Origin of the sequence: Streptomyces pactum (genome assembly GCF_016031615.1) — a bacterium.
GTDB lineage: Bacteria > Actinomycetota > Actinomycetes > Streptomycetales > Streptomycetaceae > Streptomyces > Streptomyces pactus.
The window spans coordinates 181,220-206,634 of record NZ_JACYXC010000001.1; the positions used below are offsets into that span (position 1 = coordinate 181,220).

Sequence of the window (25,415 nt, forward strand, 5' to 3'; positions counted from 1 at the left end):
GTCGGGCAGGGCGGCCGGGCCTCCGGCCGGCCGGGCACGGTGGGTGGCCGGCCCCGGGCGCAGGCCGCACGCGGCGCGGAATGCAGGCCGGGGGCGGCGCGGGGCACGGTGGGCGGCCTCGCGGCGAGGGGCGAGCCGGTGTCCGCCGCGGTACGCGGCCCGCGGGGTCAGTCACCGGGGGCGGCCGGCCGGTCGTCGGCGACGCGGGCGAGGAAGAAGTCCCGGATGTCACCGGCGAGCAGGCCTGGGACCTCCATGGCGGCGAAGTGGCCGCCGCGCTCGAACTCCGACCAGTGCCTGATGTCGTACAGCCGCTCGGCCAGCGGTCGCACCGGCTGTGTGATGTCGTGGGCGAACACCGCCACGCCGAGCGGGACCGGGCACGGCTCCGTGCGCCGCGGGCTCTCCCGGCTCAGGCGTGCCGAGGAAGCCGCGGTGGCGGTCAGCCAGTACAGCGAGACGTTGGTGAGGATCCGCTCGTCGGGGACCGGCGAGCGGGGGTCGGTCCAGTGGGCGAAGCGCTCGGCGATCCAGACCAGCTGCGCCACCGGGGAGTCGGTCAGCGCGTAGCCGATGGTCTGCGGGGTGGTGGCCTGCAGCGCCTGGTACGGGGGCCGGTTCGCCATCAGCTGCCGGACCTTGTCCAGCCGGGCCTCGTCGGTCGCGGACAGTTCGACACCGGCGTCCGGGTCCGGACGGGTCGGCAGGTAGTTGACGTGCACCCCGATGACCTGCTCGGGTGCCACCGCGCCGAGCGCCAGGGAGATGCCCGAGCCGAAGTCGCCGCCCTGCGCGCCGTAGCGCCGGTACCCGAGCCGGCGCATGAGTTCGGCCCAGGCCCGCGCGACCCGGACGACGTCCCAGCCGCGCTCCCGGGTCGGCCCGGAGAAGGTGAAGCCCGGGATGGACGGGATGACCAGGTGGAAGTCGCGTGACAGCGGCTCGATCACGTCGAGGAACTCCAGGAACGAACCGGGCCAGCCGTGGGTGAGGAGCAACGCGGGCGCGTCCGGCCTCGCCGAGCGGACGTGGACGAAGTGGATGGTCTGGCCGTCGATGTCGGTGGTGAAGTGCGGAAGCTCGTTGAGCTCGGCCTCGTGCCTCCGCCAGTCGTAGGCGGTGCGCCAGTGCTCGGCGAGCTCCCTCAGCCGGGCCAGCGGGAAGCCGTAGTCCCATCCGGCACCGGCCGGCTCGTCGGGCCAGCGGGTGCGGGAGAGGCGGTCGGCCAGGTCGTCGAGGTCGGCCTGCGGGATGTCGATGCGGAACGGCTTGATCACGTCTTCACTCCGGATGCAATTCGTTAGCGACATAAACGTTTGTGGCACTAACGAAGCTAGACTGTTAGTGGCACTAACACAAGAGGCGGAGGAACCGATGAGCCCGACCCCCGAATCCACCCCGTCCCGGCTGCGCGGCATCCCCAGCCGTCTGCTCGCCGGCACCGCGGCCGTCGCCGACCGGCTCGTCGGCGAGCGCCTGGCCGCCGAAGGGGCCCACAAGTGGCACTTCGCCGTACTGGTCACGCTCGCCGAGGCCGGCGCCGCCAGCCAGGCCGAACTCAGCCGCCGCACCGGCATCTACCGCAGCGACATGGTCGCCGTCCTCAACGAACTCGCGGCCGCCGGCTGCGTCCGCCGCGAACCCGACCCGGCCGACCGCCGCCGCAACGTCATTTCCCTCACCGCCACCGGGCGTCGCCGGCTGGAGCGCCTCGACACCCTCATCACCGAGGCCCAGCGCGAACTCCTCGCCCCGCTCAGCCCCGCCCAGCAGGACGAACTCACCCGCCTGCTCACCACACTGACCGAGCACCACCGCCCCCCGCACCCCCCACCCGCACGACGGACGGTGACCCTCCCCACCCGCGCCGCATCGCGCCCCCGCCCCGACCGCACGCCCCCGGGGCGGTTCCCGCCAGGTGACCGGGCACGCCCCTCCCGCCCGGCGGCGCCCGGGTAGGGTCGGGGCATGCTCTGACACCGGCCCGCGGCACGGGCCCCTCCGCCTCCTCCTTCGTCCCGCGCATCCGACGAATCCGCTTCCGGCGAAGGAGATCCACCCATGCCCACGACCTCCCCCATCGACATCCCCGACGCGTTCGCCGCGTCCTACGGCGCCGGCGACGCCGGGGCGTGCGCCTGGCTGGCCCGCCTGCTCCGGCTCGGCGCCGAGTTCCTGGACCGCTGGGAGCTGAGCCCGGACGGCCCCGCCGCCCACGGCATGGCCTCGCTCGTCCTCCCGGTCCGCCGGGCCGACGGCACACCGGCCGTCCTCAAGCTCCAGCAGCCGCGCGAGGAGACCTCCGGCGTGGTCGCCGGGCTGCGGACCTGGCGGGGCGCGGGGGCGGTGCGGCTGCTCGACCACGACGAGGCGTCGGGCACCCAGGTGCTGGAGCGGCTGGACGCCTCCCGCCCGCTGTCCTCGCTGGCCGACGACCGCCGCACCCTGCCGGTGCTGGCCGGGCTGCTCGCCCGGCTGACCTCGGCGCCCGCCCCCGAGGGCCTGCGCCCGCTGTCCGGCATCGCCGCCGCCATGCTCGACCGGGCCCCGTACACCGCCGGGGCGCTGTGCGACCCCCAGGAGCGCCGGTTGGTACGGATCTGCGCCTCCGCCGTGGCCGAGCTGATCGACGAGCCGGGCGACCGCCTCCTCCACTGGGACCTGCACGAGGACAACGTGCTCGCCGGGGAGCGGGAGCCGTGGCTCGCCATCGACCCCGAGCCGCTGGCCGGGGACCCGGGTTTCGACCTGCTGCCGGCGCTGGACAACCGGTGGGAGCAGGTGGTGGCCGGCGGCGATGTCGCCCGCACCGTACTGTTCCGCTTCGACCTGCTCACCGAGGCCCTCGGCCTGGACCGGCGACGGGCGATCGGCTGGACCCTCGGGCGGGTGCTGCAGAACGCCTTGTGGGACGTCGAGGACGGCAAGGCGACGCTGGAACCGGCCCAGGTGGCCATCGCACGAACCCTGCTGCGCCGGGCCGCGCCCGGACTGCCCCAGGAGTGACCGCGACCCGGCGGACGGCCGCCTGCCGGTACCGGCAGGCGGCCCGCTCCCCTGCCCGAGGGGCGAGGCGGTACGGGACAAGGGGGCAGCGGGCCCGTGCGTGTCGATACGGAGCGAGGCGGTCGGCATATCGTGACATGACGCCAGATGATTCGTATGCATTTGCCTGCATCTGATGAGTAGATGCGTGCTCGCGAGCCGACCAGTTCCGGACGGCGCAATGAGACATGAGCACACGGCCCTGCGGCGGGCCGCGGTGCCGGTACTGACCGCGGCGGCGCTGACGGGGGCCGCCCCGACGGCCCAGGCGGCAGCCGCGGGCGGTGGCGGCGGGAAGGGCCACCGCCCGCACATCTGCCAGGCGGGGAGGCCGGGTCCTCCCGGCCCTGCCGGGCCCCCCGGGGAGAGCCCGCAGGCACTCCCCGGGACCGGCGCGTTCACCGGCGGAAGGAGCGGCCGGCCGCCACGGAGCCGGGCGCACGATGGAGAACGGGACGCCCCGCGCCCCGCGCCCTGCGGCCGGCGGCCGGCGGCCGGCGGCCGGCGGCCGGAACACCGTTCCGCGGACGGCGGAGGGTTGAATTTCGGCCCAATGTGCCGTCGGCCGGCTCCCGGCCCCGGCACGACCCGGAGCGGGGCAGGTGCCGGGCGGTGACGGGGGTACTGGCGGGCGGCTCCGCGGCGGACCGGCCCCCGGCGACCGCAGGGATTGCCCATCCGGCTTCCAAAGGGGCCGATCAGCGCGGCCATGACGCGCGTCACCCCCGGCGGTGCCCGCGTCGCCGCCGGGCGGGTCGCGGCGGCGGCCTCACGGGCGGACACGTCACGGCGCGTCGCCGCACGGCCGTTCGGAAAGGGTGGCGGGAAAGCGCCCTGCCCCGCGCCGGCGCCACTTCCGGCCCCTTGACCCCTCAACCCTCGCCCCTATGGTCTGGACCAAGCGATCGAGCGGGACGGACGGCCTCCCCCGGACGGTCCCTGCCGGGTGCGGCGGCGGGGTGGTGGGGCGGCGGTCCATCCGTACGCGACCGTCACCTCCTCCCCCTCCCCCCACCAAGGAGTAGGCATGAAGAGCAAGAAGAAGCTGGCCGTGGTTCTGGGAGCGGGCATCGCCCCGCTGCTGGCGGTCGGCCTGTCCTCCGGGACGGCGCAGGGTCATGGCTACATCTCCTCTCCGCCCAGCCGTCAGGCGCAGTGCGCCGCCGGCGTCGTCCCCTGCGGCCCGATCAAGTACGAGCCGCAGAGCGTCGAGGGGCGCAAGGGCCTGCGCAGCTGCAGCGGGGGCAACGCGGCCTTCGCCGAGCTGGACAACGACGCCAAGGGCTGGAGGGTGACCCCGGTCAGCCGCACCACCAGCTTCCAGTGGCGGCTGACGGCCCGGCACGCCACCAGCACCTGGCAGTACTACATCGGCGGGACGAAGATCGCCGAGTTCAACGACGGCGGTGCGCGGCCCGGTGAGATCGTCACGCACCAGGTGAACTTCGGTGGCTTCTCCGGCAAGCAGAAGGTGCTGGCGATCTGGAACATCGCGGACACCGCCAATGCCTTCTACGCCTGCGTGGACGTCAACATCAGCTGACCCCTCCCCGGGGCCGGGCCCGGCCGGCACGGGTCCGGCCCACCGGGTGCGCCGGTGCGGCGGGCCACCGACCTCCGGTGCCGCCGCACCGGCGCCCCGGGCCCCGGCGCGGACCGGGGGCCGACCGCCCGGCTGGGACGGCACCCCGGGTGCCCGGCGGGCTCCGTCACCGGTGGGGCGGGCCCGTGACCGGCCGGCGGGTGCCGCCGTCCCCGCCCGGCGGCCACGGCACGCCGGTGGCCGCCGGACGCCGTGACCGCGGGGACGCGATGGCCACCGGGACGCCGTAGCCGCGGGGGCGCCGTGACCGCGGGGGCGCGGGGCCCGCGTCGGGCACCCCGGACGGCATGGGCGGCCGGCGCCGCCGGCCGCGGGGACCACGACGGGCTGCCGGAACGGGTGCCGCGGACCGTACGCTGGGCGGCATGCGCATACGCCCCACCCTGAGCTGGACTCCCCCGGCGGACCTGCCCCCGGGCACCACGGAGGTGGGGCCGGTCGTCGAGGCCCTGGGCACGGGCGGTGTGCTGGTGCTGAGCGGGGCGGGCATCTCCACCGAGTCGGGCATCCCCGACTACCGGGGCGAGGGCGGGAGCCTGAGCCGGCACACGCCGATGACGTACCAGGAGTTCACCTCCAGTGCCCGGGCCCGGCGCCGGTACTGGGCCCGCAGCCATCTCGGCTGGCGCGCCTTCCACCGCGCCCGCCCCAACGCCGGCCACCGGGCCGTGGCGGCGTTCGGGCGGCACGGGTTGCTGACGGGCACGATCACCCAGAACGTGGACGGCCTGCACCAGGCAGCCGGCAGCCAGGGGGTGGTGGAACTCCACGGGAGCCTCGACCGGGTCGTCTGTCTCTCCTGCGGCGCCAGCACAGCGCGCCGCGACCTCGCCCGGCGTCTGGAGGAGGCCAACGCGGGCTTCGACCCGGTGCCCGCGGGGATCAACCCGGACGGCGACGCCGACCTCACCGACGAGCAGGTCGGCGATTTCCACGTGGTGCCGTGCGGGGCGTGCGGCGGCATCCTCAAGCCGGACGTGGTGTTCTTCGGCGAAGCCGTGCCCCCGCCGCGGGTCGAGTACTGCCGCGAGCTGGTGCGCCGGGCGGCCTCGGTCCTGGTCCTCGGTTCCTCGCTGACGGTGATGTCCGGACTCCGGTTCGTCCGCCAGGCAGCCGCGGCCGGCACCCCCGTACTGATCATCAACCGGGACCCGACCCGCGGGGATCAGCACGCCCGCACCCGGGTCGCCCTCCCCCTGGGCGAAGCCCTCACCACCGTGGCCGACCGGCTCGGCGTCCCGCTCGACGACGGGACGGAGGACCGGGGGCCCGGCCGGACCGGGGCCGCCCAGCGGGCCGGTACGGCGGGCGGTGCCGCGGCGCCGACGGCGCCGACGGGTCCGGGAATCCCCGGGTAGGGCCGGTCAGGCCGCTGAGCGGCCGTGCTCCCGGGGCACGGCCCGGACCGTAGCCCTCAGCGGCCGGACAGGGCGGCGGCGGGCCCGGCCACCTGCCGCGGGGTGGACAGGCGGCCCTGCCGGCCGGGCCCGCCGGTTCCGGGCCCGGCCGGTTGCAGACCCCGGCCACCGGTCCGCGGGCGCCGGCCGCGGGATCCCGGGCCGGGCGGACGACGGTTCCGCCGCGTGCCGCCGGGCGCCGGTGAACGCCCCCCGCCACGCGCGCGGCGCGCGCTGCCGGCCTGACCGGGCGGCGCCGGCCGGGGATCACATCCGGTCGGCGGAGGCGCCGGTGCACGACGGCGCGCCGGACGCCCGGTCACCGGTCTCCCCCGCGACCGTCCGGGGCGCCGCGCCACGGGCCGGGGTGCTGCCGGGGCCGCCGTCCCCCGGGCCGGCCCCGCCGAACGCCTCGTGGCCGTGCCGGAGGAACGCGCGCAGCGCGGGGTGGGGCGCGGGCCTCCAGACCAGGGCGAGCAGGGCGGGCGTCGGGACGTCGTCGATGGTGCGCACGGTGAGCCGGTCGCGGTGGCCCGCGGCCATCGTGTGGCTGAGCACGGCGACGCCGAGCCCGCGGGCGGCCAGACCGGCGATGGCGTCCGCGGCGCTGGCCTGGAGGGCGATCACCGGCTTCAGGCCCTGGGCGGCGCACGCCTGGTCGAACACCGTGCGCAGACCGGTGCCGGGTGGCATGCAGACGATCGGCTGGTCGACCACGTCCCGCAGGGTGACGTGCGGCCGCCGCGCCAGGGGGTGCCCGGGCGGGACCACCGCGGCGAGCCGCTCGCTGATGATGGTGAGCGCCTCCAAACCGTCGGGGACGGCGGCGCCGGACCCGATGAGCGCCGCGTCGAGCGCACCGGACCGCACCGCCTCGACGAGCCGGTCGGAGCCGTCCTCCAGCAGCGAGATCTCCACGCCGGGGTGTGCCCGGTGGAACGCGGCGAGGGCGTCGAACAGCGGGGTGATGGTGCAGCCGGTGACCATCCCGACGGTGAGCCGGCCCCGGATCAGGCCGGCCACCTCCCCCACCGCCTGGCCGACCGCGCCGGCGGCGGCGAGTGCGGCGCGGGCGTGTTCGAGGGCCGTCTCACCGGCCACGGTGAGGGTGACGGTGCGCGCCGACCGGTCGAACAGCTCGGCACCGAGTTCCCGTTCCAGCTGGCGGATCTGGGCGCTGACCCCGGACTGGCTGATGTGCACCCGCTCCGCGGCCCGGGTGAAGCTGCGCTCCTCGGCGACCGCGACGAAGTACTCCAGCTGCCTCAGTTCCATGACTGCACATTCTAGTTCCCATAAGATCCATCTGTTGGACTTCTGGAAAGGAGGAGACGACGCTGGGGGAAGCCGGAATCCCGGAAAGCGTTGTGAGGGAGAGAGCACCGATGCCGGAGTACGAGAAGGCCATGCGGCCGGAGGACATCACCCGCCTGTTCGTCGAGCGGTCGAACGCCGGTGACGCGGCCGGGGTCGCCGCGCTCTACGAGGAGGACGCGGTCCTGGCCTACCCGCCCGGCCGGCTGACCGTGGGCCGGGAGGCGATCCGTGACCTGTGGGCCAAGGTGCTGGCCGGCGGCCCCCGCTTCGAATTCGAGACGCCGTTGCCCACGCTGATCAGCGGCGACATCGCCCTCACCTCGACCCCGCCGAAGGACGGCGCCGGAGCGCGGGCCCAGGTCGTCCGGCGCCAGCCCGACGGAAGCTGGCTCCGCCTCCTCGACCAGCCGGAGTTCACCCCCGCCCGCCACCCGCTGATCCGCCGGCCCGCCGACCCCCGCCGTCCGCCCCGGCCCAGGTCGGGGGCGGCGAAGGCTCGGCCTTCGCCGCCGACGGGGGTGCGGCGCAGACGGGCGGCCGCGGCGCGGAGCCGGCCCGCACACCGTGCACCGGGGCGGGGCGCGGTGGTTCGGGCCGGCCGCGGCCCGCCTCGGGCGGGGGCTGTCACACCGGCCGCTCTCGCCGGCCCCGCGCACGGCCGGCAGCCGGGTGTCCGGTCCGCCTGTCCGCCCCCTGCGGTGCCGAGCGCCCCGCGGTGCACGGCCGGCGGGCCGCGGACGCGGACGGGTCCCCCGGGCCCGTCCGCACCCCGGCCGGTGGCGGCCCGCCGGGGCCGACCGGCATGTCAGGGCCGCGTCGTGGCCTCCGGTGAGGGCGCGGGGGGCTGCTCCGCGGGGCCGGACCGCACCAGCCACAGGCCGGTGCACACCGCGCCGGCCAGGGCGACGGCACCGGCCGCGGTGAAGGCGGTGGCGAGGCCGGCCTCGAAGGACGCGCCGCCGGACTGCCTGGTGCGGACGACGGCGCCGAGCGCGGCCACGCCGAGCAGTGCGCCGATCTGCCGGGCGGTGCTACTGACGCCCGAGGCGAGACCTCCCTCCCGCGGGTCGACCGCCTGGATGGCGGCGCCGGTCAGCGGGGACATGGTGAGGGCGAAGCCGACGCCGACGATCGCCAGCCGCCACCACACGTTCGCGTAACCGGTGTCCGCGTGCACGAAGCCCAGCGCCAGCAGCCCCAGGCCGGCCAGCGCGAGGCCGGTGGTGACCGTGACGCGGAAGCCGTGCCTGGCGGCGAGCCGGCCGGCGTACGGGCTGACGACCACCATGGCGAGGGTGGCCGGGACGGTCCGCAGACCCGCGCCCAAGGTCGAACTGCCCTGGACGGTCACGAAGAACTGGGAGAAGAAGAAGGTGGAGCCCATGAGGGTGAAGCCCACCAGGAGCATGGCCGCGTTGGACACCGTGAACAACCGCTGCCGGAACAGCCGCAGCGGCAGCATCGGTGTCGCGGCCCGTGCCTCGACGGCGACGAAGAGGGTGAGGATCACCACCGCGGCGGCGAAGCCGCCCAGGACCACCGGGGAGGTCCAGCCCCGGGCCCCGCCCTCGATGAGCCCGTACGCCAGCGCCCCCACGCCCAGCACCGACAGCAGCGTCCCCGGCACGTCGAGCGCGGGCGCGTCCGGGTTGCGGGACTCGGCGAGCACGTGCCGGCCGGCCAGCAGCAGGGCCGCGCCGATGGGCACGTTCACCAGGAAGATGGCGGGCCAGCCGAACGCCTCCACCAGAACGCCCCCGGCCACCGGGCCGGCGGCGAGGCCGATACCGCTGAAACCGGCCCACAGCCCGATCGCCTTGACGCGCTCGTGCGGGACCGGATGAGCGGCGGCGATCAGGGCCAGCGAGGCAGGGCTCAGTGCCGCTGCCCCGACGCCCTGCGCCACCCGGCCGGCGATCAGCCAGCCGAGCGAGGGGGCGACCGAGCACAGGACGGACGCGGCGGTGAACACGGCGACCCCGGTCAGGAACATCCGCCTGCGGCCGAAGCGGTCGGCGAAGACACCACCGGACAGCAGCAGCATGGCGACGAGCAGCACGTAGCCGTCGACGATCCACTGCAGGCCGGACAGTTGGAGGTGCAGCCGCTGCTGCATGTCGGGCAGGGCGGCGCCGACGATGGTGCTGTCGAGCAGCACCATGAACTGCCCCAGGCACGCCACGGCCAGCAGTCTCCCCCGTCCTGGGCGGCCGGGCACCCCTCCGTCCGATCCCGCCGCGGTCGTGCTCTCCTGCAACGTCACCGTCGTTCCCTCCCGTGTTTGCGGAGCGACGACGATAGTTCGATAATCCCGAACTGTCGAATAGTGCATCATGGGGGCATGCGTTCACTGCCCCAGCCCTCGCGTGAGTCGTTGTCACTCGCGCCCGTACTGCACGCGCTCGGCGATCCGGTACGCCTGGAGCTGGTACGACGGGCTCGCGGTCACCCCGGATCGACCTGCGCCGCGCTCGCCGACGGCCTGGAGGTGCCGGCATCGACGCTGACCAACCACTGGCGCATCCTGCGGGAGGCCGGGGTCATCACCATGACCGTCGACGGCCGGCACCGGCGGATCCGGGTACGCGCCGACGACCTCGGCGACCGCTTCCCCGGCCTGCTCGACCCGATTCTCCGCCTCGTCGCGCCCGGGCCACCGGCCGGCGACCCGCCGTGAGTCCGGGCCGGGCGCCGGGTGCCCCGGCGGCCGGTGCGCGCCCGCGACGTGCCCCGGAGCCCGGAGCGGCGCCGGCCCGGCGGGGGCCTCCGCCACGCCGTTAAGGTGACGCCTTCGATGTGCGCGGCCGTCGGCGCCGGCACCCGGTGTCCGGAGCGGTGGGGCGATGAGCGACATGTGGACCGGTGAGAAGGTGCGCCTGCGGGGGAGTCGAGCCGCAGGACTGGGAGGGTTTCCAGGACCTGGCCCGGAACACCCTGGACGTCCGCAACGCCGGCCTGGTCACCCCTCCCCGCTCGGCGGAGGGCTTCCGCGCCTGGACCGCCGAGCGGGCCGGGCGCCCGCCGGGAGGCGAAGCGTTCCGCCTGGTGGTCGAGTCGCTGGCCGACCGGGCGTTCGCCGGATCGGTGACCGTCGGAGAGACCGACAGTTGTGCGGGCCGGTTCAGGATGGGCATCGGGATCAGCCGCGCGTACCGCCGCAGGGGTTACGCGGCCGAGGCGGCCGGTCTCCTCCTCACCTACATGTTCGGAGAGCAGCGCTACCACAAGTGCGAGGTGGAGGTTCATGCCTTCAACGACGCCTCGATCGCCCTCCATCGCGGGCTGGGCTTCGTCGAGGAGGGCCGGCTGCGCCAGCACGAGTTCTTCGCCGGTGGTCACCACGACGTCGTGGTGCTCGGCATCACCGCCGCCGAGCACTGGGCCGTGCACCCGCGCCCGCCGCTGCGGTGACGTCCCGTCGCCAGGTGAACCGTTCCGTCGGGCGGAGCCGGCCCCGGGCGCGGGCGAGCGCGGCGCCCGTGCGCGGGACCGGCGGCGGCGAGCGGTCCGGCGGGGCGCCGGCCCCCCGGCCCGGCCCCCGGACGGCGGCGCGCGGAGTGACGGTGCCGGGGACGGCGGTGCCGGGGTGACAGCGCCGGGAGTCAGCCGCAGAAGGCCGTGTCCATCAGCGCGTCGACCGCGTCGTCGGGGTCGCCGCGGAAGTCGGGGGTGAGCGCGACCGTGACCCGGCGGCGCCCGTCCTCCGTGGCGAACGTCCAGGCCTGGTACGCCAGGGCGTCGCCGTCGTTGCCGTAGACGCGGACCCCGCACGAGGTGTCGCGCCAGGCCAGTCCCAGCCCGTACGTGCCGCCCTCGACGCCCGGTGTCTTCATCGCGTCGATCAGGTGGCGGGGCAGGAGGCGCCCGCCGAGCAGCGCGGCGGTGAACCGGTTGAGGTCTCCGGTCGTGGAGATGATCTCGCCGCCCGCGCCCATCACGGAGGGGTTCATCTCCGTGTAGTCGACCAGGCGCACCACCCCGTCGGCCTGCTCGATCGGTACGTAGCCGTGCGGGTGCGGCCCGCCGATGCGCACGGAGGCGCCCGGCAGTGAGGTGCCGGTCAGTCCCAGGGGCCGGATGATCCGGGCCGTGATCTCCGCACCGTACGGCCGGCCGGTGGCCTCCTCGATGATCCGGCCGAGCAGGAGGTAGCCGGTGTTGGAGTAGGCGTAATCCGATCCCGGGGGGTCGAACGACGGCGGATGGGCCACCGCGCGCCGCACGAGCTCGTCCGCGGTCCAGGTCCGCCACCGGTTGGCGAGGAACGCCTGCCCGGGCGGCATCGGCAGGGTGTTGAGGTAGTCGTACACCCCGCTCGTGTGGTTGAGCAGGTGCCGGACGGTGATGCGGTGACCGTCCGGGACGGCTCCGGGCAGCCACCGTTCGACCGGGTCGTCCAGTCCCAGCCGGCCCTCGTCGACCAGTTGCAGGACAACGGTGGCGACGAACGTCTTGGTGATGCTGCCGGCCCGGAACGTACCGGTGGCCGGGACCGGTCGTGTCGTGTCCAGTTCGGCGACTCCGCCGGTGCCCCGCCAGACACCGTGCTCGTCACGCACCTCCGCCAGTGCGCCCACCGCGGCGGTGGCCACGACGTGGTCCAGCTGTTCCTGCAGCCCGGCGCGGTCCGCCTGCCGCGGCGCCGCCGAAACGGCGGCCGGGGCCGCGATCAGCACCAGCGCCGTCGTCGCGGTGACCAGCGCCCGATGTACGAAATTCATACGGCCATCCCTTGATGAGCGATTCGTCGGCAACAACCTCCCCCACGGGGGACGGGAGAGCGGAGGTGGGCGGGAGCGGCCCGGCGGCCGCGGCCCGGCGGCCGCGGCGCGGCGATCGCCGTGCGCCGGTGTCGCGACGGGGCGCGCCCCGTCGTCGGGCGGGAGGGCGGGAGTCGCCCCGCCCGGGCCGCCGCGGCGTCCCATACGGACCGGCCGTCCACCGCGGCACTCCCAGCGCGGACCGGCCGGCCATCGCGGTATCCCACGGGCCGGCGGGCCATCGCGGTACCCCTGAGGGCCGGCCGGACGCGCCTCAGCGCGCTTCGGCGCCGCGCGGTGCGGCGAGCAGCCCGTTGAGTTCCGGGAAGGCGATGCCGTCGGCGAGCGAGCCGTAGTCGCCGGCGGTGAGCAGTTCCCGCACGGCGCGGCGGGCGGCGGCGTACGCGGCCTGGGCCACTCCCGAGCCGAGGCTGACGCGGGCCGCGCCGAGCGCGCCGAGTTCGGTGACGGTCGGGGCGCCGGGGCCGGCCATGACGTTCAGCGGTACGGAGATGCCGTCGGCGAGCGCCGCGACGGTGGCGGAGTCGGTGACCCCGGGGACGAAGATGCCGTCGGCGCCGGCGTCGATGTACCTGCGGGCCCGGTCCAGGGTCTGGTCGAGCCGGGTCTCCGGGTCGCCGAGGCCGAACAGGTAGGTGTCGACCCGGGCGTTGAGGAAGAGGCGGCAGCCCGCCCGGTCGGCGGCCCGCCGGGCGGCGGTCAGCCGTGCCGCGAGCTCCTCCGCGGGGCGGGTGCCGTCCTCGATGTTGACTCCGACGGCTCCGGCGGCGATCACCCCGGCGACGGTTTCGGCGACCTCGTCCGCGCTCTGCCCGTACCCGCCCTCGATGTCGGCGGTGACCGGGACCGTCACCGCGGCGCTGATCCGGGAGATCAGGTCCAGGGCCCTCTCGCGGGTGAGCGCGTCGCCGTCCGGCGAGCCCAGCGACCAGGCGACGCCGGCGCTGGTGGTGGCGATCGCGGGGGCGCCCGCGGCCTCGATGACCCGGGCGCTGGCGACGTCCCAGGCGTTGGCGAGGGCGAGGGGCGCGGCGGGGGTGTGCAGGGAGCGGAAGAGCGTGGCCTTGTCGGGCTGCGTGGAGAGCATGCGGAGAGTGAAACACCCTGCGCCCGGGGCCCGCTGGCAGAAATCCGACATCATCGCGGCGCTGTGACCGGTGCCCGCCGCCCGCCCGCGTCCTGGGCGGGCGGGCGACGGGCGGCGGGGTCACTCCCGCGGGGCGTGGCGGTTCACCGCCCGGGCCGCAGGGCGCGGTCCAGGAGGGGGAGCAGGCGGTCCCAGTGGTGCCGCAGTCCGTCCGGGTCGAAGGCGTCGGTGTCGGCCATGGTGAACCCGTGGACGGTGCCGGGGTAGATCTCGGAGGTGTAGGTGACCCCCGCGGCGTCCAGGTCCCGGTTGAGCCGGTCCAGGTCCTCGGACGTCAGGTCGCTCTCGGCGTGGCCGAAGTGGACCTGGGCCGAGATCCGGGTGAGGGCATCGGGCCCGTCCGCGCCCACCGGGGCGTGGAACGCGGCGACCGCGGCCACCTGTCCGGGGTGGGCCGCGGCGGTACGTACCGCCAGCAGGCCGCCGATGCAGTAGCCGGTCACCGCGACCGGTCCGGCGGCGACCTCCGGCCGGGTGGTGAGGAAGGTGAGCCAGGCATCGGCGTCGCGCCGTGCGTGGTCGGCGGTGTACGCCTCGATCAGCGGCATCAGCCGGGCCATCAGCGCGGGCCGGGCCTCCTCCCCGATGTGTCCGGGAAGGTCGACCACCGGCGCCGGGCCGTGCCGGTGGAGGAAGTTGGGGACGAGTACGTAGTACCCGTGGCCGGCCAGTTCGCGGGCCATCTCCCGCAGTACGGGCCGGATGCCGAAGCCGTCCGGGTACATCAGTACCCCGGGGTGCCGCTCGCCGTGGCCGGGGAAGGCGGCGAAGGCGTCGGCGTGGCCGTCCGCGGTGGGGATGCGCAGGGTCGTGGTGGGCATGAACCTCATCCTGTCGTGATTGATCCATCGGACGTGTGATCAGCACGACGGAGGCGGGGCCCGCGCGGCGGCGTGGGGCCGCCGGTCGGAGAGCGGGCACGCACCGGCCCGCGTGGCGCTCAGCGGAGCACCGGGTCACCTGTCCGTGTGTGGCGCGAGGCCGTCCCGGTCTTCATGACCGCACAGCGTAGCCCACCGGGCGGGTGCCCGCGCCGCCGCTCCGGTCCGGTGCCGGCGGTTCCGGGGGCCGTACGGCCACCCCGCGCCCTGGCGGCGGCCGGGCACGCTCCCGGTCCGTCCCGGGGGGCCTCGGCGCCGGGGAGCGGAAGGTCGGTCAGCGCGCCGCGGGGGTCCGGATGGCCAGGACGGCCATGTCGTCGTGGCCGTCGCTGGGGTGGTGGTCGGCGAGGAGGCGGACGAGGTCGTCCAGGGGCCGGGTGGCGTGGGCGGCCGCGAGGCCGGCGAGGACGGCGAGGCGGTCGTCGAGGGAGTGCCCGGGGTGTTCGACGAGACCGTCGGTGAAGAGCAGGACGGTGGTGCCCGCGGGCAGCGGGTGGGTGTGGTCGGGGCGGTGCACGTCGGGGTCGACCCCCAGGGGGATGCCGGGGTCGGCGTCCAGGTAGGTGGTGCGGCCGTCGGGACCGACGATCAGGGGCGGCAGGTGGCCGGCGGTGCTCCAGTGCAGGGTCCACCCCCCGGCGGCGGGTTCGATCCTGGCCAGGCACACGGTGGTGACGGGCAGGTCGGTGATGGCGTGCACCGCGCGGTCGAGCCGGGTCAGCACCGCACTGGGTGGGGTTCTCCGGTCGTACAGCAGGGCGCGGAGCATGTTGCGGGCCTGCGCCATCGCGGCGGCGGCGTGCAGGTCGTGGCCGACCACGTCACCGATGACCGCCGCGCACGCCTGGTCGGGCAGGACGGCGGCGTCGTACCAGTCGCCGCCGACGCCGGCCGGTTCGGCGGCGGTGCGGTAGACGGCGGCGCCGGAGAACGGGGCGAGGCGGGGCAGCGTGGGGAGCAGCAGTCGCTGGAACTGTTCGGCGCTGTCGCGCATGTATCCGAACAGGCGGGCGTTCTCGATGGCGATGCCCGCCGCTCCGGCGAGCGCGCGCACGATCTCCTCGTCGTTCTCGTCGAAGGGCCGGCCGTCGTGGCGCTCGGAGAGGTACAGGTCGCCGTAGATCTCACCGCGGACCGTGATCGCCACGCCCAGCAGGGTCCGCATGGGCGGATGGCCGGGCGGGAAGCCGACCGACGCGGGGTGGGAGGGGATGTCGTCCACCCGCAGCGGCTCGGGGTGGCGGATCAGGTGGCCGAGGACACCGCGCCCGTGGGGGAACTCGACGCCGGCGAGACCCGCCCGCTGTTCGTCGGAGAGGCCCGCGGTGATGAATTCCTCCAGGTGGTCACCGGAGGGAGCCAGGACGCCGAGCGCGCCGTAGCGGGCGCCGGCCAGGTCCATGGCGGTGGACACGATGCGGTCCAGCACCGTGGGCAGATCCAGGTCACTGCCGATGGCCAGGACCGCCGACAGCAGCCCCTGGAGCCGGTCCTTCACCTCGGCCGGTGTGCCGAGCCGTCCGGCGATGCCCTCCGGCCTGTCGTCCGGACGCGGCCCCGGCCCGGACGGTCGCCCCGCGCCCGGCCCGTGCGCATGCCCCGCGCCCGGCCCGGGCGGACGCCCCGGGCCCGCCGGCCCGGCCGGGGCTTCGTCGGGGTTCACGGCGTCGCCTCGCTCATCACCGCCCACGGTAGGCGCGGGGTTGCCGGCGGTCGGGGAGCACACGCCGTCCGGCGGGGGCCGTGGCCCCGCAGGAGCACACGGCCCCGGCGCGGTGGTGCCGGGCGCGGCCCCGGCACGGCGCGGACCTGCCCGGTGGGCCGGCCGCCGGGTCAGGTGTTCCCGGCCGCGGGCCGGACGGGGTGGCGCAGGCCGACCAGCAGGCCGGTGATGAGGGTGACGGCGGCCAGGGCGGCGCCGGCCGGGGAGCCGGCGGGTTGGAGGATCCACGCCCAGGGCTGCGGCCGGCCGCTCGCCGTCCAGCCGGTCGCGGCGCACACCACGGGCACGGCGGCGGGGCAGACGGAGGCGGCCCGGTGGCCGGGGAAGGGCGGCATGATCAGGGCCAGGCCCACGTAGGCGGCGATGTTCCGGCCCAGCAGCAGGGCGATGTCATCGGCGAGGGCGGTGTGACCGAGCACGCCGAGACCGGCCCCGCCGGCGGCGAGGCCAGGGCGAGGGCGGTGTCCCGGGCGGGGAGGCGCCGGCAGGCGAGGCTCTCGGCGCGCGGGTCCCCGCGTCCCGTTCCGTGGAGCAGGACGACGGCCGGGAGCACGGTGATCAGGTGGCCGACGAGGAAGGTCCCGGAAGGTCCCGGACCGGCCGGTGAGGACGGGCACGGGCAGCCCGGCGTTCCCGGCCGCGAGGCCCACCGCGGTGACGGCCACCACGGTCGCCGCCAGGGCGGGCACCGCGCGGACCTCGCACCACCAGATCCCCGGCACCTCCCGCCCACGGTGATGCGCCGGGACCCCTTCGTGCTCAGCGCCGTCGTCCCCCTCGTTCCGGACGGTGGAGCCCGCCGGAGGCCGGCCCGCCGGGTGTGCGGGCCGGCCGCCGGCGGGCCGGGGCGGGTCAGCCGGTGGAGATCCAGCCGAGCTGGCCGCCGGACGCCTGGCCCTCGCAGTTGGTCTGGTTGGACTCGAAGAACTCCCGGTGGCTGCCGACCAGGCACCGCATCAGCGGGAGCGTGCCCACGCCGGACGGCTGGTTCGGGTGGATCCAGCCCAGGCGGGTCACGTAGGTCTGGCCCTCGCAGTTGACGTCGGTGGACAGGAAGTTGTCCCTGCGCACGACGCAGTGGTACAGCGGCACAGTCCCCTCGCGCGGGGACATGTACACCTGCCCGAGACTGCCCTCGACGCGGTAGCCCGGCGGGACGTTCCACACGGTGCTGATGTGTTCGCCTTCCGATCCGATCAGCCGGTTGAGGCTGCGGGTCGGGGTGCCCGACACCGGGTCGCCCGAACAGGTGCCCTTGACCATGGCGTTGTAGTAGCTGCCGGTCACGTGCTGCAGGACCGGCCCTTCGGTGATCCGGCACTGCGCGTTGCTGAACCCGAGTTCGGCGGCCTGCTGGAGGTAGTTGGCGACCGCGGCGCCGCCCGCGATGTTCGCCGGGCCGCCTCCCAGGCCGGTGATGTTGACCACGACGGGTCCGACGTTGGCGGTGGCGGCCGGTGGTGCCGCGGGTGTGGCGACGGGGGCGGCGCCGGCCGGGGCGGTTGCCGACACGGCGGCGGCCACCCCGGCGGCCAGAGCGAGGAGTGTGGCGCGAAGTCGCGAGGTGCGGGGCAAGTCCGTACTCCTGGTCGTCGGCCACGGGCGCCCGGCGGGCGGCCGTGGGAAGAGCGACGGTGCGCACCGCCCGGCGGGCGATGCGTAGGCATTCCATCCGCTGAATACCTGTATGCACCAGACCGTCTTCGGCCGATCGCGGGCCGGAAGTCACGGTCCCCGCCGCCCGGGAGGGGCGGGGCCGGCCGGTGGGGCTGCGGCGGGCCGCGGCCGTTCAGGGCGTGTCGTGCCGTGCCGGTGGGGCGGGCGCCGCGGCGGGGCCGGGCGTGGCCCGGTGCGGCTCCGGCGGGGGCGGGGTGAGGACGAGGTCGGCCCGGTTCCGGGTGGCCGCGACGAGGTCGGCGTTGCGCTGGTCGGTGCCCAGCGACCAGGCACGGGCCGCCTCCGGTGACCGGCCGTGGGCGACGTGGCGGCGGATCAGCCGGTCGATCCGGGTCTCCTCGTCGGGCGCGAGGTACCACGCCTCGTCCAGCAGCGGCCGGATCCGCGCCCAGGGTCCGTCGTCGAGCAGCAGGTAATTGCCCTCGGTGATGACGAGCGGCACCCGGGCCGGCACGGGGATCGCCCCGGCGACCGGTTCCTCGATCTCCCGGCGGAACTCCGGCGCGTACACGCACTCGTCCACCGCCTCGCGCAGCCGGTGCAGCAGCGCCACGTATCCGGCGGCGTCGAAGGTGTCCGGTGCCCCTTTGCGGTCCTGGCGCCCCAGCCGTTCCAGTTCCGCGCCGGCCAGGTGGAAGCCGTCCATCGGTACGACGACGGCCTGCCCGGGGAGTGCCGCGGCGAGGCGCCGGGCGAGGGTGGACTTGCCCGAGCCCGGCGGTCCGGCGATGCCCAGGATCGCCCGCCGCCCCGGGACCACGAGCCGGCGGGCGCGGCGTACCGGATCCGCCGGGGTCCGGTCCCGCCCGATGCCGCGGGGACGCCCGTCGCCGGGGGCCGGAATCGGGGCCAGGGCCGGGGGCCGGAATCGGGGCCGGTGGGGCTCGCGGTGTTCATGTGGCGGCTCCTGGATGGCACCCATGGGGCGCTGCAGCGCTCGACGTCGTCCTCCCGCCGACGTTACCGCCCACCGTCCCGCTCACCGCCGTGGCCCTGCCTCCGGGGGCCGCCCGGTCACCGGAGGTGCCTACGGCGGGCGGCACCGCGCGGTGGCACCTGCCGACGCCGCCCGCCGGGTGCCGCGTCGCGGTGGTCCCCGTGGGCCGTCCCGCGCCCGGCCGACGGGCACCCGCCGCTGCCTGTCGTCCGGCATCCGGTGCGTCCGGCACTGCCCGTTGCCCGGCATCCGGTACCCGCGCCGCCGGCCCGCACGCACGGCGGACGGCCGGAGCCGGTCCGCGGTGTGGAAAGTCTGATCGAACAGCGCACCACCGGGCGGCTGACCGGTCAGCATGTCACCGATCGACATGCCTGCCCGGCGGCGGGTGCGGGACGCCTCCGGCCGTCCGGCACCCACCCCCGGGCGCAGGCACCACCAGCACGCCGCCAAGGACATCACTGTGAGCTTCGAGAGCAACGAACCCGGTACCACCCCCGGCTCCGGCCGCGCCGCCGCCGACCCGCCGCCGGCGGACACCGGCACGCCACCGGCCGGCACCGGCACATTCCCGGCCCACCGGGGGCTGCTGCGCGACCTCTCCCTCTCCGCGGTCCTGGCCGGGTTCGTGGCCGTGGTGGTCTCCTACTCCGGGCCGCTGCTCATCCTGCTGGCCGCCGCGTCGGCCGGGCACCTGGACCCGGACCGGACCGGTTCGTGGATCTGGGCGGTGTCGGTGGGCAGCGGTCTGACCTGTATCGGGCTGAGTCTGTGGACCAGGACTCCGGTGATCACCGCGTGGTCCACGCCGGGTGCCGCTCTGCTGGTGACCAGCCTCGGGGACTACCGGTACGCGGAGGCGGTGGGGGCGTTCGTGGTCACCGGAGTCGTGATCGCCCTGGTCGGGGCGGTGGGGGTGTTCGGGCGGCTCATGCGGCAGGTGCCGGCGGCGGTGGTCTCCGCGATGCTCGCCGGGATCCTGTTCTCGTTCGGGGCGGGGGCGTTCACGTCGTTGCGGACCGCGCCGTGGATCGCCGGGGCGGTGCTGGTCGCCTATCTGCTCGGCAAGCGGTGGCTGCCGCGCTACGCGGTTCTGGCCGCTCTGGCGGCGGGCGTGGTGGCGGCCGCCGCCACCTCCCGGATGGACGTCCGGTGGGGGAGCGTGGAACTGGCGCGGCCTGTGCTCACCGTGCCCGAGTTCTCGGTCGCCTCGCTCGTCGGGATAGCCGTTCCGCTGGTTCTGGCGACGCTGGCCTCGCAGAACGCTCCGGGCCTGGCGGTGCTCAGGGCGTCCGGGTACCGGCCCGACGACCGGCTGCTGATCGGCTCGACCGGGCTGGTCTCCACGGTGTTCGCGCCGTTCGGGTCCCATGCGGTCAACCTCGCGGCCATCACGGCGGCGATCTGCACCGGGCCCGAGGCTCACCGCGACCCGGGCCGCCGCTATGTGGCGGGGGTGGCGTGCGGGGCGTTCTACCTGCTCTTCGGGGCGTTCGGGACCACCCTGGTGCTGTTCTTCACGGGGCTGCCGAAGGAGTTGGTGGCCGCTGTCGCCGGTGTCGCCCTGTTCGGCGCGCTCGCCGGCGGGCTCGGCGGGGCGGTCGCCGAGGAGAAGGACCGGGAGGCCGCGCTCATCACCTTCCTGGCCACCGCGTCCGGGGTCACCCTCCTCGGCATCGGGTCGGCGTTCTGGGGGCTGGTCTTCGGGATGACGGCGCATCTGGTCCTCACCCGCCGCCGCGGTACCGCGTCCGGCCGGGGTTGAACCGCGGCGCATCGGAGGCGTCGGGCATGCTCCGGCTCCACCGGTCCCTGGTGTTCGCGCGGCCCACCCGGGCCAGGGGCGGGGCGGGATGCCGGCGGCGGCCACTCCCCGGACGGCGGGGGCACGCTGCTCGATCCGGACCAGCCGCTTCAGCCGCTGGAACCGCCCCTCCCCGCCTCCTCCTTCGCAGGTGGCCGAACGGAACGGGGACCGGCTCGCCCGCCGCCCGCTGCCGGCCACCTCCGCGCGCCGGCCGCAGGTCCGGCTGCCGGGTCCGGCCGGTGACCACCGCCGCGGACCCGCCCCGCCCGGGGCCCGGCGGTGCGCGGACCGCCCCGCACAACTGGGGCGGGAAGGGTTCCGGTTCCCGGCCGGGCGGGCGGTCCGGCGTCGGCACCGGCGGCGTGGTCCGGCGGGAACACGGCCGGCAGCGGCAGAGCCCGGCGGCGAGGCGGACCTCGGCGGTCAGTCGTCGGACGGCTCTCGGTCCCCCTCGTGGGGCGGACTGTCGTCGTTGCCGCGCCGGATGGTGCGCAGCGGCGCGCCGGGACGCCAGACGGTGATCACCAGCTGCTCGCCCTCGACGGTGGTGCGGACGGCCTCGGTCACCTCGGCGCGGAAGAGGTGGAAGGGCCCCGGCGGCACCTCGGCCTGCGTGGCGTACGCGGCGAGCGCCGCGGGGTCGGTCACCTCCACCGCCCGCCCGCTCACCCGGGCGTCCCCCTCCGCCATGTCGCTGCCGGGGCCGGGGTTGGCGTGCAGCGCGAACCGGGGGTCGCGGCGCAGGTCCAGCGCCTTGCGGGAGTTGGGCATCATGCCCAGCCACAGTTCGCCCTCGCGGAAGTCCGCCTCGATTCCGGTGACCCGGGGTGACCCGTCCCGGCGTACGGTGGCGAGCACATGGTGGCGGTACCGGCGGAAGCGGTCCTCGACGGCGGCGGCGAAGTCGGGCGCGGCGGCGCGGAACGCGGCCCAGCCGGCCGCGGACGTGGTCACGGAGTGCGTCATACGCCCCATGCTGACGCCGATACCCGACATCTGCTGTCCGGTTTCGTCGCGGATTCACGGTCCCGCCCGGGAGGCCCCGCGGCCCGGGACCGGGGGCCGGGCGCGGCGGCCGGGCGCGGGGACGCCTGCGGTCCGCCGGCGAAACCGGTCGGCGCGGGCCGGCGTCCTTCCACGAGTTCCGCACGATCCACTTCGCAGAAGGACGCGCCCATGCCCCGTACGGCCGCCCGCTACCTCTACCTCACCCGTCACGGTGAGGCGTCGCCCGACGAGAGCGAGCTGACGGACGCGGGCCGCCGCCAGGCCGTGCTCCTGGGGGAACGGCTTCGCGGGGCGCCGCTGACGGCGATCCACCACGGCCCCCTCGCCCGTGCCGAGCAGACCGCCCGGCTGGTCGGTGCACAGCTCGACCACGTCCCCTGCCGTCGTTCCGCGGCGGCCGGCGACCACATTCCCTACGTGCCGGCACGTGCGGAGCTTCCGCCGGAGGCGGCCGACGCCTGGCTGGGGTTCCTGGACCGGTTCACGGCGGAGGAACGCGAGCGGGGCCCCGAGCTCGCGGCGGCGGCGCTCGCGACGTTCACCGGGCCCGTCGTCGGCGACGCACCACGGCACGAACTCCTCGTCACCCACAATTTCCTCGTCGGCTGGCTCGTCCGGGCCGCCCTGGACGCGCCGAAGTGGCGATGGCTGGGGATCAACCACGCCAACGCGGCCCTGACCGTCATCCGCTACGCGCCCGACCGCCCACCGGCGGTCCTCCTCTTCAACGACACCGGTCACCTCCCCGCCGACCTCCGCTGGACCGGTCTTCCTCCGGAACTGCACGTCTGAGGCCCGTGGCCGAGACCGTCCGGCGGTCCTTTCGGCCGATCATCCGGCGGGGTCGCGTCCTCGCCCGCGACCACGGTGCCGGGCGCGGCGTGGATCCGCCCGGCGACCGCCGGTACCACCGACCGACAGCACCGCCACCGAGGACGTGACCGCACCGCCGCCGGGGACACCCGACCGTACCGTCGTCGGCGGAGGGCGCCCGGCCCGGGCTGCCGGTCCCCCTCGGCAGGCCGGGCGGGCTCCGGCAGGGCCTGCCACGCGCGTACTGGGCCCGGCGGGCCGGGTGCGGGCCGGTCCCCGCCCGCGCCGCCGGGCCCCTGCCCGTTCCCGCCGGTACCGCCGTGTCGGCGGCCCCGGCGTCGGGCCCGCCGCGCCGGTCCGCGCACGGGCGACCGGCCCGCACCGCCGGCCGGCCGTGCGCGGTCCGGCCGACTCACAGCTGGGACAGCGCGGTGTCCACCACGTTCGTCAGGGCGGTGCGGTCGGGGTTGACACGGGCGAGCACCCGCAGGCCGTAGTAACTGCTCAGCACGTGGTGGGTCAGGGCCGTGGCGTCCCGCTCCCGGGTGATCTCCCCGCTGCGCTGTCCTTCGGTCAGCGCGGCGTGGACGGCCTGTTCGACGGTGGTGAAGTGGCGCCGCACCTCCTGCGCCACCTCGGGATCGGTGTTGGCCATCTCCACCGAGGCGTTGATGATCAGGCAGCCGGAGGACGGCGGATCGGCGAGGTCGATGTCGATCGCCTGGGCCATCAGGTCCCGCAACCGGTCCTTGACCGGGCCCGGCCGCCCCAGCAGTTCGGTCTGCACGGCGGTGTGGGTCTCGTAGTAGCGGCGCAGCGCGCGCAGATAGAGCTGCCGTTTGTCACCGAAGGCGTTGGACAGGCTGGACAGCCCCATGCCGGTGGAGTCGGCCAGGTCGCGTGTGGAGGTGCCCTCGTATCCGCGCTGCCAGAACACGTTCATGATCGCCGTGAGGACGCGGGTCTCGTCGAATTTCCTGGGCCTCCCCATGGGGGCAACGTAACCGTTGTGGATCGGCCGCGCAAAAACCGCGGCGAACGGCCACCGCGCCGCCAGGCCGGGGGCGGCGGGGCCGGGGCGGGAACGCCGGGCCCCGGAGCCGGGGCGGGTCCGGGATCACACACACGCCGTGGTCGCGCGGTCCGCGGGGGCGGCGGGGCACGGTCCGGTGTCCGTGGTGCGCCGGTCGGTGATCCGGGCGATGCCCAAGGTGGCCAGTGCGCCCAGGGTGAGGAGCGCGCCGATGCCCATCGGGGCGCGGTAGCCGACGGCGTCGATGCCGGCGCCCGCGAGCCAGGTGCCGATGGTGATGCCCGCGCAGATCGTCGCGGTGTTCATGGTGTTGATCAGAGCCCCACTGTTGGACAGGCTCATGACACGCGCGGCCATGGCGGGGTTGAGCGGGAGCCCGGTGCAGCCCAGCAGGAACAGGGCGGCGAGGGAGAGCACCTGGCTGGTCGCGACCAGCGCGTACAGGCCAAGGAGCACGGTGAGGACCGCGCCGCCCAGCCACAGGGTGCGCATGGTGTGCGCGTCCGCCAGGCGACCGAGCACCAGGTTGCCGATGACGGTTCCCACGCCGTACAGGACGAACAGCAGCGGGACGGCGCCCTCCGGGAACCCGGCCAATCCGGTCAGCACCGGGGAGAGGTAGGCGAAGGTGGCGAACACGCCGCCGATCAGCAGGGCGTTGGTGGCGAAGGCGCCCCAGAGCCGGCCGCTGCGGAAGACCGACAGCTCCGAGCGCACGTCCAACCCCTCAGGGGCCGGAGCCCGCCGGACGGCGATCAGGACCAGCAGGAGGCAGAGCGCGACGAGGATGTCCACGGCCCAGAAGGCGGCACGCCAGCCCATGAGCTGGTCGATGAAGGTGGCCAGCGGGAGACCGAAGACGTTGGCCACCATGAATCCGCCGAAGACGATGGCCAGCGCACTGCCGATCCGGTCCGGCGGGACGAGGTTGGCGCACACGGAGGCGGCCAGCCCGAAGAAGGCCGCGGTGGCCAGGGCGGTGACGACACGGGCGACCACCATGACCCAGTAGGCGGTGGCGAGAGCCCCGATGGTCTGCCCCACCAGGAACAGCACCATCATCATGACCATCGCCGGCTTGCGCGGGGCCTTCATGAGCGCGAGCGTCAGCACCGGGCCGCCGAAGACCATACCGAGGGCGAAGACGGTGACCAGGTTGCCCGCCGCGGTGACCGGGACGTCGAGACCGCCCGAGAGCGACGGGAGCAGTCCGGCCACCATGACCTCCGTCGTGTTCAGACAGAAGACGGCCAGGCCGAGGACGAAGACCGCGAGAGGCATCCGCCGGCCCTTCGTCCGCACGTTCTCCTCATCCGTTTCCGATGACATGTCACACCTTTCGCGTCGGCCCGGCGGCCCGAGGATTCGGGGGCGGGGCCCGGGGGTTCGCTGCCAGGGTGAACGGTACACGATTTTGGTTCACGTGATCCAAAAACCGTCGAGGGTGCCGTCCGGAGTGGCGACGGGGCCGTCGGGCACCGCGGAGCCGGGAGCCGGCGGGCGTAGGTGGCACGGCGGAGCCGGGGGCCGGTGGGATCGGACGGACGGGACCACGGCGGTGAGCGGGGCGCCAGTGGCGGGCGGGGTGCCGGTGACGCCGGCCGCGCCGGCCCCGGCCGGGGTCAGCCGGACCCGGGCATCCGGGCGGACGAGCGGATCGAGCCGATCTGCGGGATCCGGCAGAGGGAGGGATGGGAGGCCCGGACGAGATCGACGGAAATCCCCGGCCGAGGCGTATCTTCTCCGGTCGGGCGCGGGCCGCTCCGGTCGGGCGCGGCCACTGCCCCGTTCGGCCCGGGGAAGGGTGACGAGGGCTCAGTCCATGGGGTCGCGCGGGCGGGTGGCACGCCAGGCCACCAGGGCCCCCGCGGCACCGTAGAGCAGGTACAGGGCCCCGTCCGTGGCGTCCTGGCGCCGCTCCAGGGACTGTGCCCGCCGCTGCTGGTCGTAGTCGCGGGTCGCCACCGCGGCGGAGCCGTCGAGCACCACGCAGCGGGTGTCGCCGGGCCGCATCGGTCCCGGGCGCTCCTCCCCGTCGGCGCCGACGTTCTCCCCGGGGCACACGACCTCCGAGTCCGCCGACAGGGAGCCGCCCAGGGTCACCGCTCCCCATATCCCGGGAGCGAGGAAGAGGGCCACGAGGGCGGCTCTGTACGACATCGGACCCCCTCGGGATGAGCCGGCACCCGGGCGTTCCGGGGCGGCCCGCCCGCCCCGGCGGCCGGCGTGGGCCACCGTATACCCCT

At 75.6% G+C, this 25,415-nt stretch carries 21 protein-coding genes and 2 pseudogenes; 9 read left to right on the forward strand and 14 right to left on the reverse strand.

The features are described 5' to 3' along the window. Nucleotides 1-167 precede the first annotated feature (167 nt). Entirely contained in the window at nt 168-1,277 is a 1,110-nt protein-coding gene (locus tag IHE55_RS00695; RefSeq protein ID WP_197987221.1) for an epoxide hydrolase family protein, read from the reverse strand. A 97-nt stretch (nt 1,278-1,374) separates the two neighbouring features. Between IHE55_RS00695 and IHE55_RS00700 the strand changes: the two genes are divergently transcribed. From IHE55_RS00700 to IHE55_RS00715, 4 genes are all read left to right on the forward strand, one after another. After that, complete coding sequence (locus IHE55_RS00700; RefSeq protein WP_197987222.1) at nt 1,375-1,959, forward strand: MarR family winged helix-turn-helix transcriptional regulator; 585 nt, start codon at nt 1,375-1,377, stop codon at nt 1,957-1,959. A gap of 102 nt (nt 1,960-2,061) precedes the next feature. Further along, nucleotides 2,062-3,006: an aminoglycoside phosphotransferase family protein gene (locus tag IHE55_RS00705; RefSeq protein ID WP_197987223.1), complete on the forward strand. Its 945-nt coding sequence runs from the start codon at nt 2,062-2,064 to the stop codon at nt 3,004-3,006. 1,066 nt (nt 3,007-4,072) lie between these two features. Continuing rightward, nucleotides 4,073-4,588 carry a lytic polysaccharide monooxygenase auxiliary activity family 9 protein gene (locus tag IHE55_RS00710; protein ID WP_197987224.1) on the forward strand — a complete coding sequence of 172 codons (516 nt, stop codon included), beginning with the start codon at nt 4,073-4,075 and terminating at the stop codon, nt 4,586-4,588. A gap of 425 nt (nt 4,589-5,013) precedes the next feature. Further along, nucleotides 5,014-6,006 carry an NAD-dependent protein deacetylase gene (locus IHE55_RS00715; protein WP_197987225.1) on the forward strand — a complete coding sequence of 331 codons (993 nt, stop codon included), beginning with the start codon at nt 5,014-5,016 and terminating at the stop codon, nt 6,004-6,006. A gap of 306 nt (nt 6,007-6,312) precedes the next feature. On the opposite strand, the gene IHE55_RS00720 is transcribed toward IHE55_RS00715, so the two are convergent. Then, nucleotides 6,313-7,320, reverse strand: coding sequence for a LysR family transcriptional regulator (locus IHE55_RS00720; RefSeq protein WP_197987226.1), 1,008 nt, complete (start codon nt 7,318-7,320; stop codon nt 6,313-6,315). 110 nt (nt 7,321-7,430) lie between these two features. Between IHE55_RS00720 and IHE55_RS00725 the strand changes: the two are divergent. Continuing rightward, nucleotides 7,431-7,784: pseudogene (locus IHE55_RS00725) on the forward strand (YybH family protein); the annotation flags it as partial. A gap of 383 nt (nt 7,785-8,167) precedes the next feature. Here the strand turns inward: IHE55_RS00725 and IHE55_RS00730 are convergent. Further along, nucleotides 8,168-9,553: an MFS transporter gene (locus IHE55_RS00730; RefSeq protein WP_269671514.1), complete on the reverse strand. Its 1,386-nt coding sequence runs from the start codon at nt 9,551-9,553 to the stop codon at nt 8,168-8,170. Between the two features lie 150 nt (nt 9,554-9,703). Between IHE55_RS00730 and IHE55_RS00735 the strand changes: the two genes are divergently transcribed. Both IHE55_RS00735 and IHE55_RS00740 read left to right on the forward strand, forming a co-directional pair. After that, complete coding sequence (locus IHE55_RS00735; RefSeq protein ID WP_197987227.1) at nt 9,704-10,039, forward strand: ArsR/SmtB family transcription factor; 336 nt, start codon at nt 9,704-9,706, stop codon at nt 10,037-10,039. A 166-nt stretch (nt 10,040-10,205) separates the two neighbouring features. Next, nucleotides 10,206-10,773: pseudogene (locus tag IHE55_RS00740) on the forward strand (GNAT family N-acetyltransferase). A 191-nt stretch (nt 10,774-10,964) separates the two neighbouring features. On the opposite strand, the gene IHE55_RS00745 reads toward IHE55_RS00740, so the two are convergent. The 7 genes from IHE55_RS00745 to IHE55_RS00775 all read right to left on the reverse strand — a co-directional run bounded on the left by IHE55_RS00745 (nt 10,965) and on the right by IHE55_RS00775 (nt 18,331). Then, nucleotides 10,965-12,083 (reverse strand): serine hydrolase domain-containing protein, encoded by a 1,119-nt coding sequence (locus IHE55_RS00745; RefSeq protein WP_232265396.1) that lies wholly within the window; start codon nt 12,081-12,083, stop codon nt 10,965-10,967. Between the two features lie 313 nt (nt 12,084-12,396). After that, nucleotides 12,397-13,230, reverse strand: a complete 834-nt coding sequence (locus IHE55_RS00750) for an isocitrate lyase/PEP mutase family protein (RefSeq protein WP_197987228.1) — start codon at nt 13,228-13,230, stop codon at nt 12,397-12,399. A gap of 143 nt (nt 13,231-13,373) precedes the next feature. Continuing rightward, nucleotides 13,374-14,111, reverse strand: coding sequence for a dienelactone hydrolase family protein (locus tag IHE55_RS00755; protein ID WP_197987229.1), 738 nt, complete (start codon nt 14,109-14,111; stop codon nt 13,374-13,376). Between the two features lie 334 nt (nt 14,112-14,445). Then, nucleotides 14,446-15,699 carry a SpoIIE family protein phosphatase gene (locus IHE55_RS00760; RefSeq protein ID WP_307826850.1) on the reverse strand — a complete coding sequence of 418 codons (1,254 nt, stop codon included), beginning with the start codon at nt 15,697-15,699 and terminating at the stop codon, nt 14,446-14,448. A 305-nt stretch (nt 15,700-16,004) separates the two neighbouring features. After that, nucleotides 16,005-16,313, reverse strand: a complete 309-nt coding sequence (locus IHE55_RS00765; protein ID WP_197987231.1) for a hypothetical protein — start codon at nt 16,311-16,313, stop codon at nt 16,005-16,007. 433 nt (nt 16,314-16,746) lie between these two features. Continuing rightward, nucleotides 16,747-17,469: a hypothetical protein gene (locus IHE55_RS00770; RefSeq protein WP_197987232.1), complete on the reverse strand. Its 723-nt coding sequence runs from the start codon at nt 17,467-17,469 to the stop codon at nt 16,747-16,749. Nucleotides 17,470-17,683: 214 nt separating this feature from the next. Next, entirely contained in the window at nt 17,684-18,331 is a 648-nt protein-coding gene (locus tag IHE55_RS00775) for a nucleoside/nucleotide kinase family protein (RefSeq protein ID WP_372442596.1), read from the reverse strand. Between the two features lie 532 nt (nt 18,332-18,863). Here IHE55_RS00775 and IHE55_RS00780 point away from each other — a divergent pair. Continuing rightward, entirely contained in the window at nt 18,864-20,273 is a 1,410-nt protein-coding gene (locus IHE55_RS00780) for a benzoate/H(+) symporter BenE family transporter (RefSeq protein ID WP_232265397.1), read from the forward strand. 465 nt (nt 20,274-20,738) lie between these two features. Here IHE55_RS00780 and IHE55_RS00785 read toward each other — a convergent pair whose 3' ends face one another. Continuing rightward, nucleotides 20,739-21,290 (reverse strand): pyridoxamine 5'-phosphate oxidase family protein, encoded by a 552-nt coding sequence (locus IHE55_RS00785; protein ID WP_372442598.1) that lies wholly within the window; start codon nt 21,288-21,290, stop codon nt 20,739-20,741. Between the two features lie 201 nt (nt 21,291-21,491). Here IHE55_RS00785 and IHE55_RS00790 point away from each other — a divergent pair, with 201 nt between their 5' ends. Then, nucleotides 21,492-22,115, forward strand: coding sequence for a histidine phosphatase family protein (locus IHE55_RS00790; protein ID WP_197987235.1), 624 nt, complete (start codon nt 21,492-21,494; stop codon nt 22,113-22,115). 433 nt (nt 22,116-22,548) lie between these two features. Here IHE55_RS00790 and IHE55_RS00795 read toward each other — a convergent pair whose 3' ends face one another. The 3 genes from IHE55_RS00795 to IHE55_RS00805 all read right to left on the reverse strand — a co-directional run bounded on the left by IHE55_RS00795 (nt 22,549) and on the right by IHE55_RS00805 (nt 25,329). Then, complete coding sequence (locus IHE55_RS00795; protein WP_197987236.1) at nt 22,549-23,127, reverse strand: TetR/AcrR family transcriptional regulator; 579 nt, start codon at nt 23,125-23,127, stop codon at nt 22,549-22,551. Between the two features lie 126 nt (nt 23,128-23,253). After that, nucleotides 23,254-24,498 carry an MFS transporter gene (locus tag IHE55_RS00800; protein WP_197987237.1) on the reverse strand — a complete coding sequence of 415 codons (1,245 nt, stop codon included), beginning with the start codon at nt 24,496-24,498 and terminating at the stop codon, nt 23,254-23,256. Between the two features lie 486 nt (nt 24,499-24,984). Then, nucleotides 24,985-25,329: a hypothetical protein gene (locus tag IHE55_RS00805; protein WP_197987238.1), complete on the reverse strand. Its 345-nt coding sequence runs from the start codon at nt 25,327-25,329 to the stop codon at nt 24,985-24,987. Nucleotides 25,330-25,415: the final 86 nt, after the last annotated feature.

Excerpts from the sequence above, each read along its gene's own strand:
- IHE55_RS00700 (WP_197987222.1), top strand. The coding sequence starts at position 1,375 with ATGAGCCCGACCCCCGAATCCACCCCGTCCCGGCTGCGCGGCATCCCC.
- IHE55_RS00705 (WP_197987223.1), top strand. The coding sequence starts at position 2,062 with ATGCCCACGACCTCCCCCATCGACATCCCCGACGCGTTCGCCGCGTCC.
- IHE55_RS00710 (WP_197987224.1), top strand. The coding sequence starts at position 4,073 with ATGAAGAGCAAGAAGAAGCTGGCCGTGGTTCTGGGAGCGGGCATCGCC.
- IHE55_RS00715 (WP_197987225.1), top strand. The coding sequence starts at position 5,014 with ATGCGCATACGCCCCACCCTGAGCTGGACTCCCCCGGCGGACCTGCCC.
- IHE55_RS00720 (WP_197987226.1), bottom strand. The coding sequence starts at position 7,320 with ATGGAACTGAGGCAGCTGGAGTACTTCGTCGCGGTCGCCGAGGAGCGC.
- IHE55_RS00735 (WP_197987227.1), top strand. The coding sequence starts at position 9,704 with ATGCGTTCACTGCCCCAGCCCTCGCGTGAGTCGTTGTCACTCGCGCCC.
- IHE55_RS00745 (WP_232265396.1), bottom strand. The coding sequence starts at position 12,083 with ATGAATTTCGTACATCGGGCGCTGGTCACCGCGACGACGGCGCTGGTG.
- IHE55_RS00750 (WP_197987228.1), bottom strand. The coding sequence starts at position 13,230 with ATGCTCTCCACGCAGCCCGACAAGGCCACGCTCTTCCGCTCCCTGCAC.
- IHE55_RS00755 (WP_197987229.1), bottom strand. The coding sequence starts at position 14,111 with ATGCCCACCACGACCCTGCGCATCCCCACCGCGGACGGCCACGCCGAC.
- IHE55_RS00780 (WP_232265397.1), top strand. The coding sequence starts at position 18,864 with ATGTCACCGATCGACATGCCTGCCCGGCGGCGGGTGCGGGACGCCTCC.
- IHE55_RS00785 (WP_372442598.1), bottom strand. The coding sequence starts at position 21,290 with ATGGGGCGTATGACGCACTCCGTGACCACGTCCGCGGCCGGCTGGGCC.
- IHE55_RS00790 (WP_197987235.1), top strand. The coding sequence starts at position 21,492 with ATGCCCCGTACGGCCGCCCGCTACCTCTACCTCACCCGTCACGGTGAG.
- IHE55_RS00795 (WP_197987236.1), bottom strand. The coding sequence starts at position 23,127 with ATGGGGAGGCCCAGGAAATTCGACGAGACCCGCGTCCTCACGGCGATC.
- IHE55_RS00800 (WP_197987237.1), bottom strand. The coding sequence starts at position 24,498 with ATGTCATCGGAAACGGATGAGGAGAACGTGCGGACGAAGGGCCGGCGG.
- IHE55_RS00805 (WP_197987238.1), bottom strand. The coding sequence starts at position 25,329 with ATGTCGTACAGAGCCGCCCTCGTGGCCCTCTTCCTCGCTCCCGGGATA.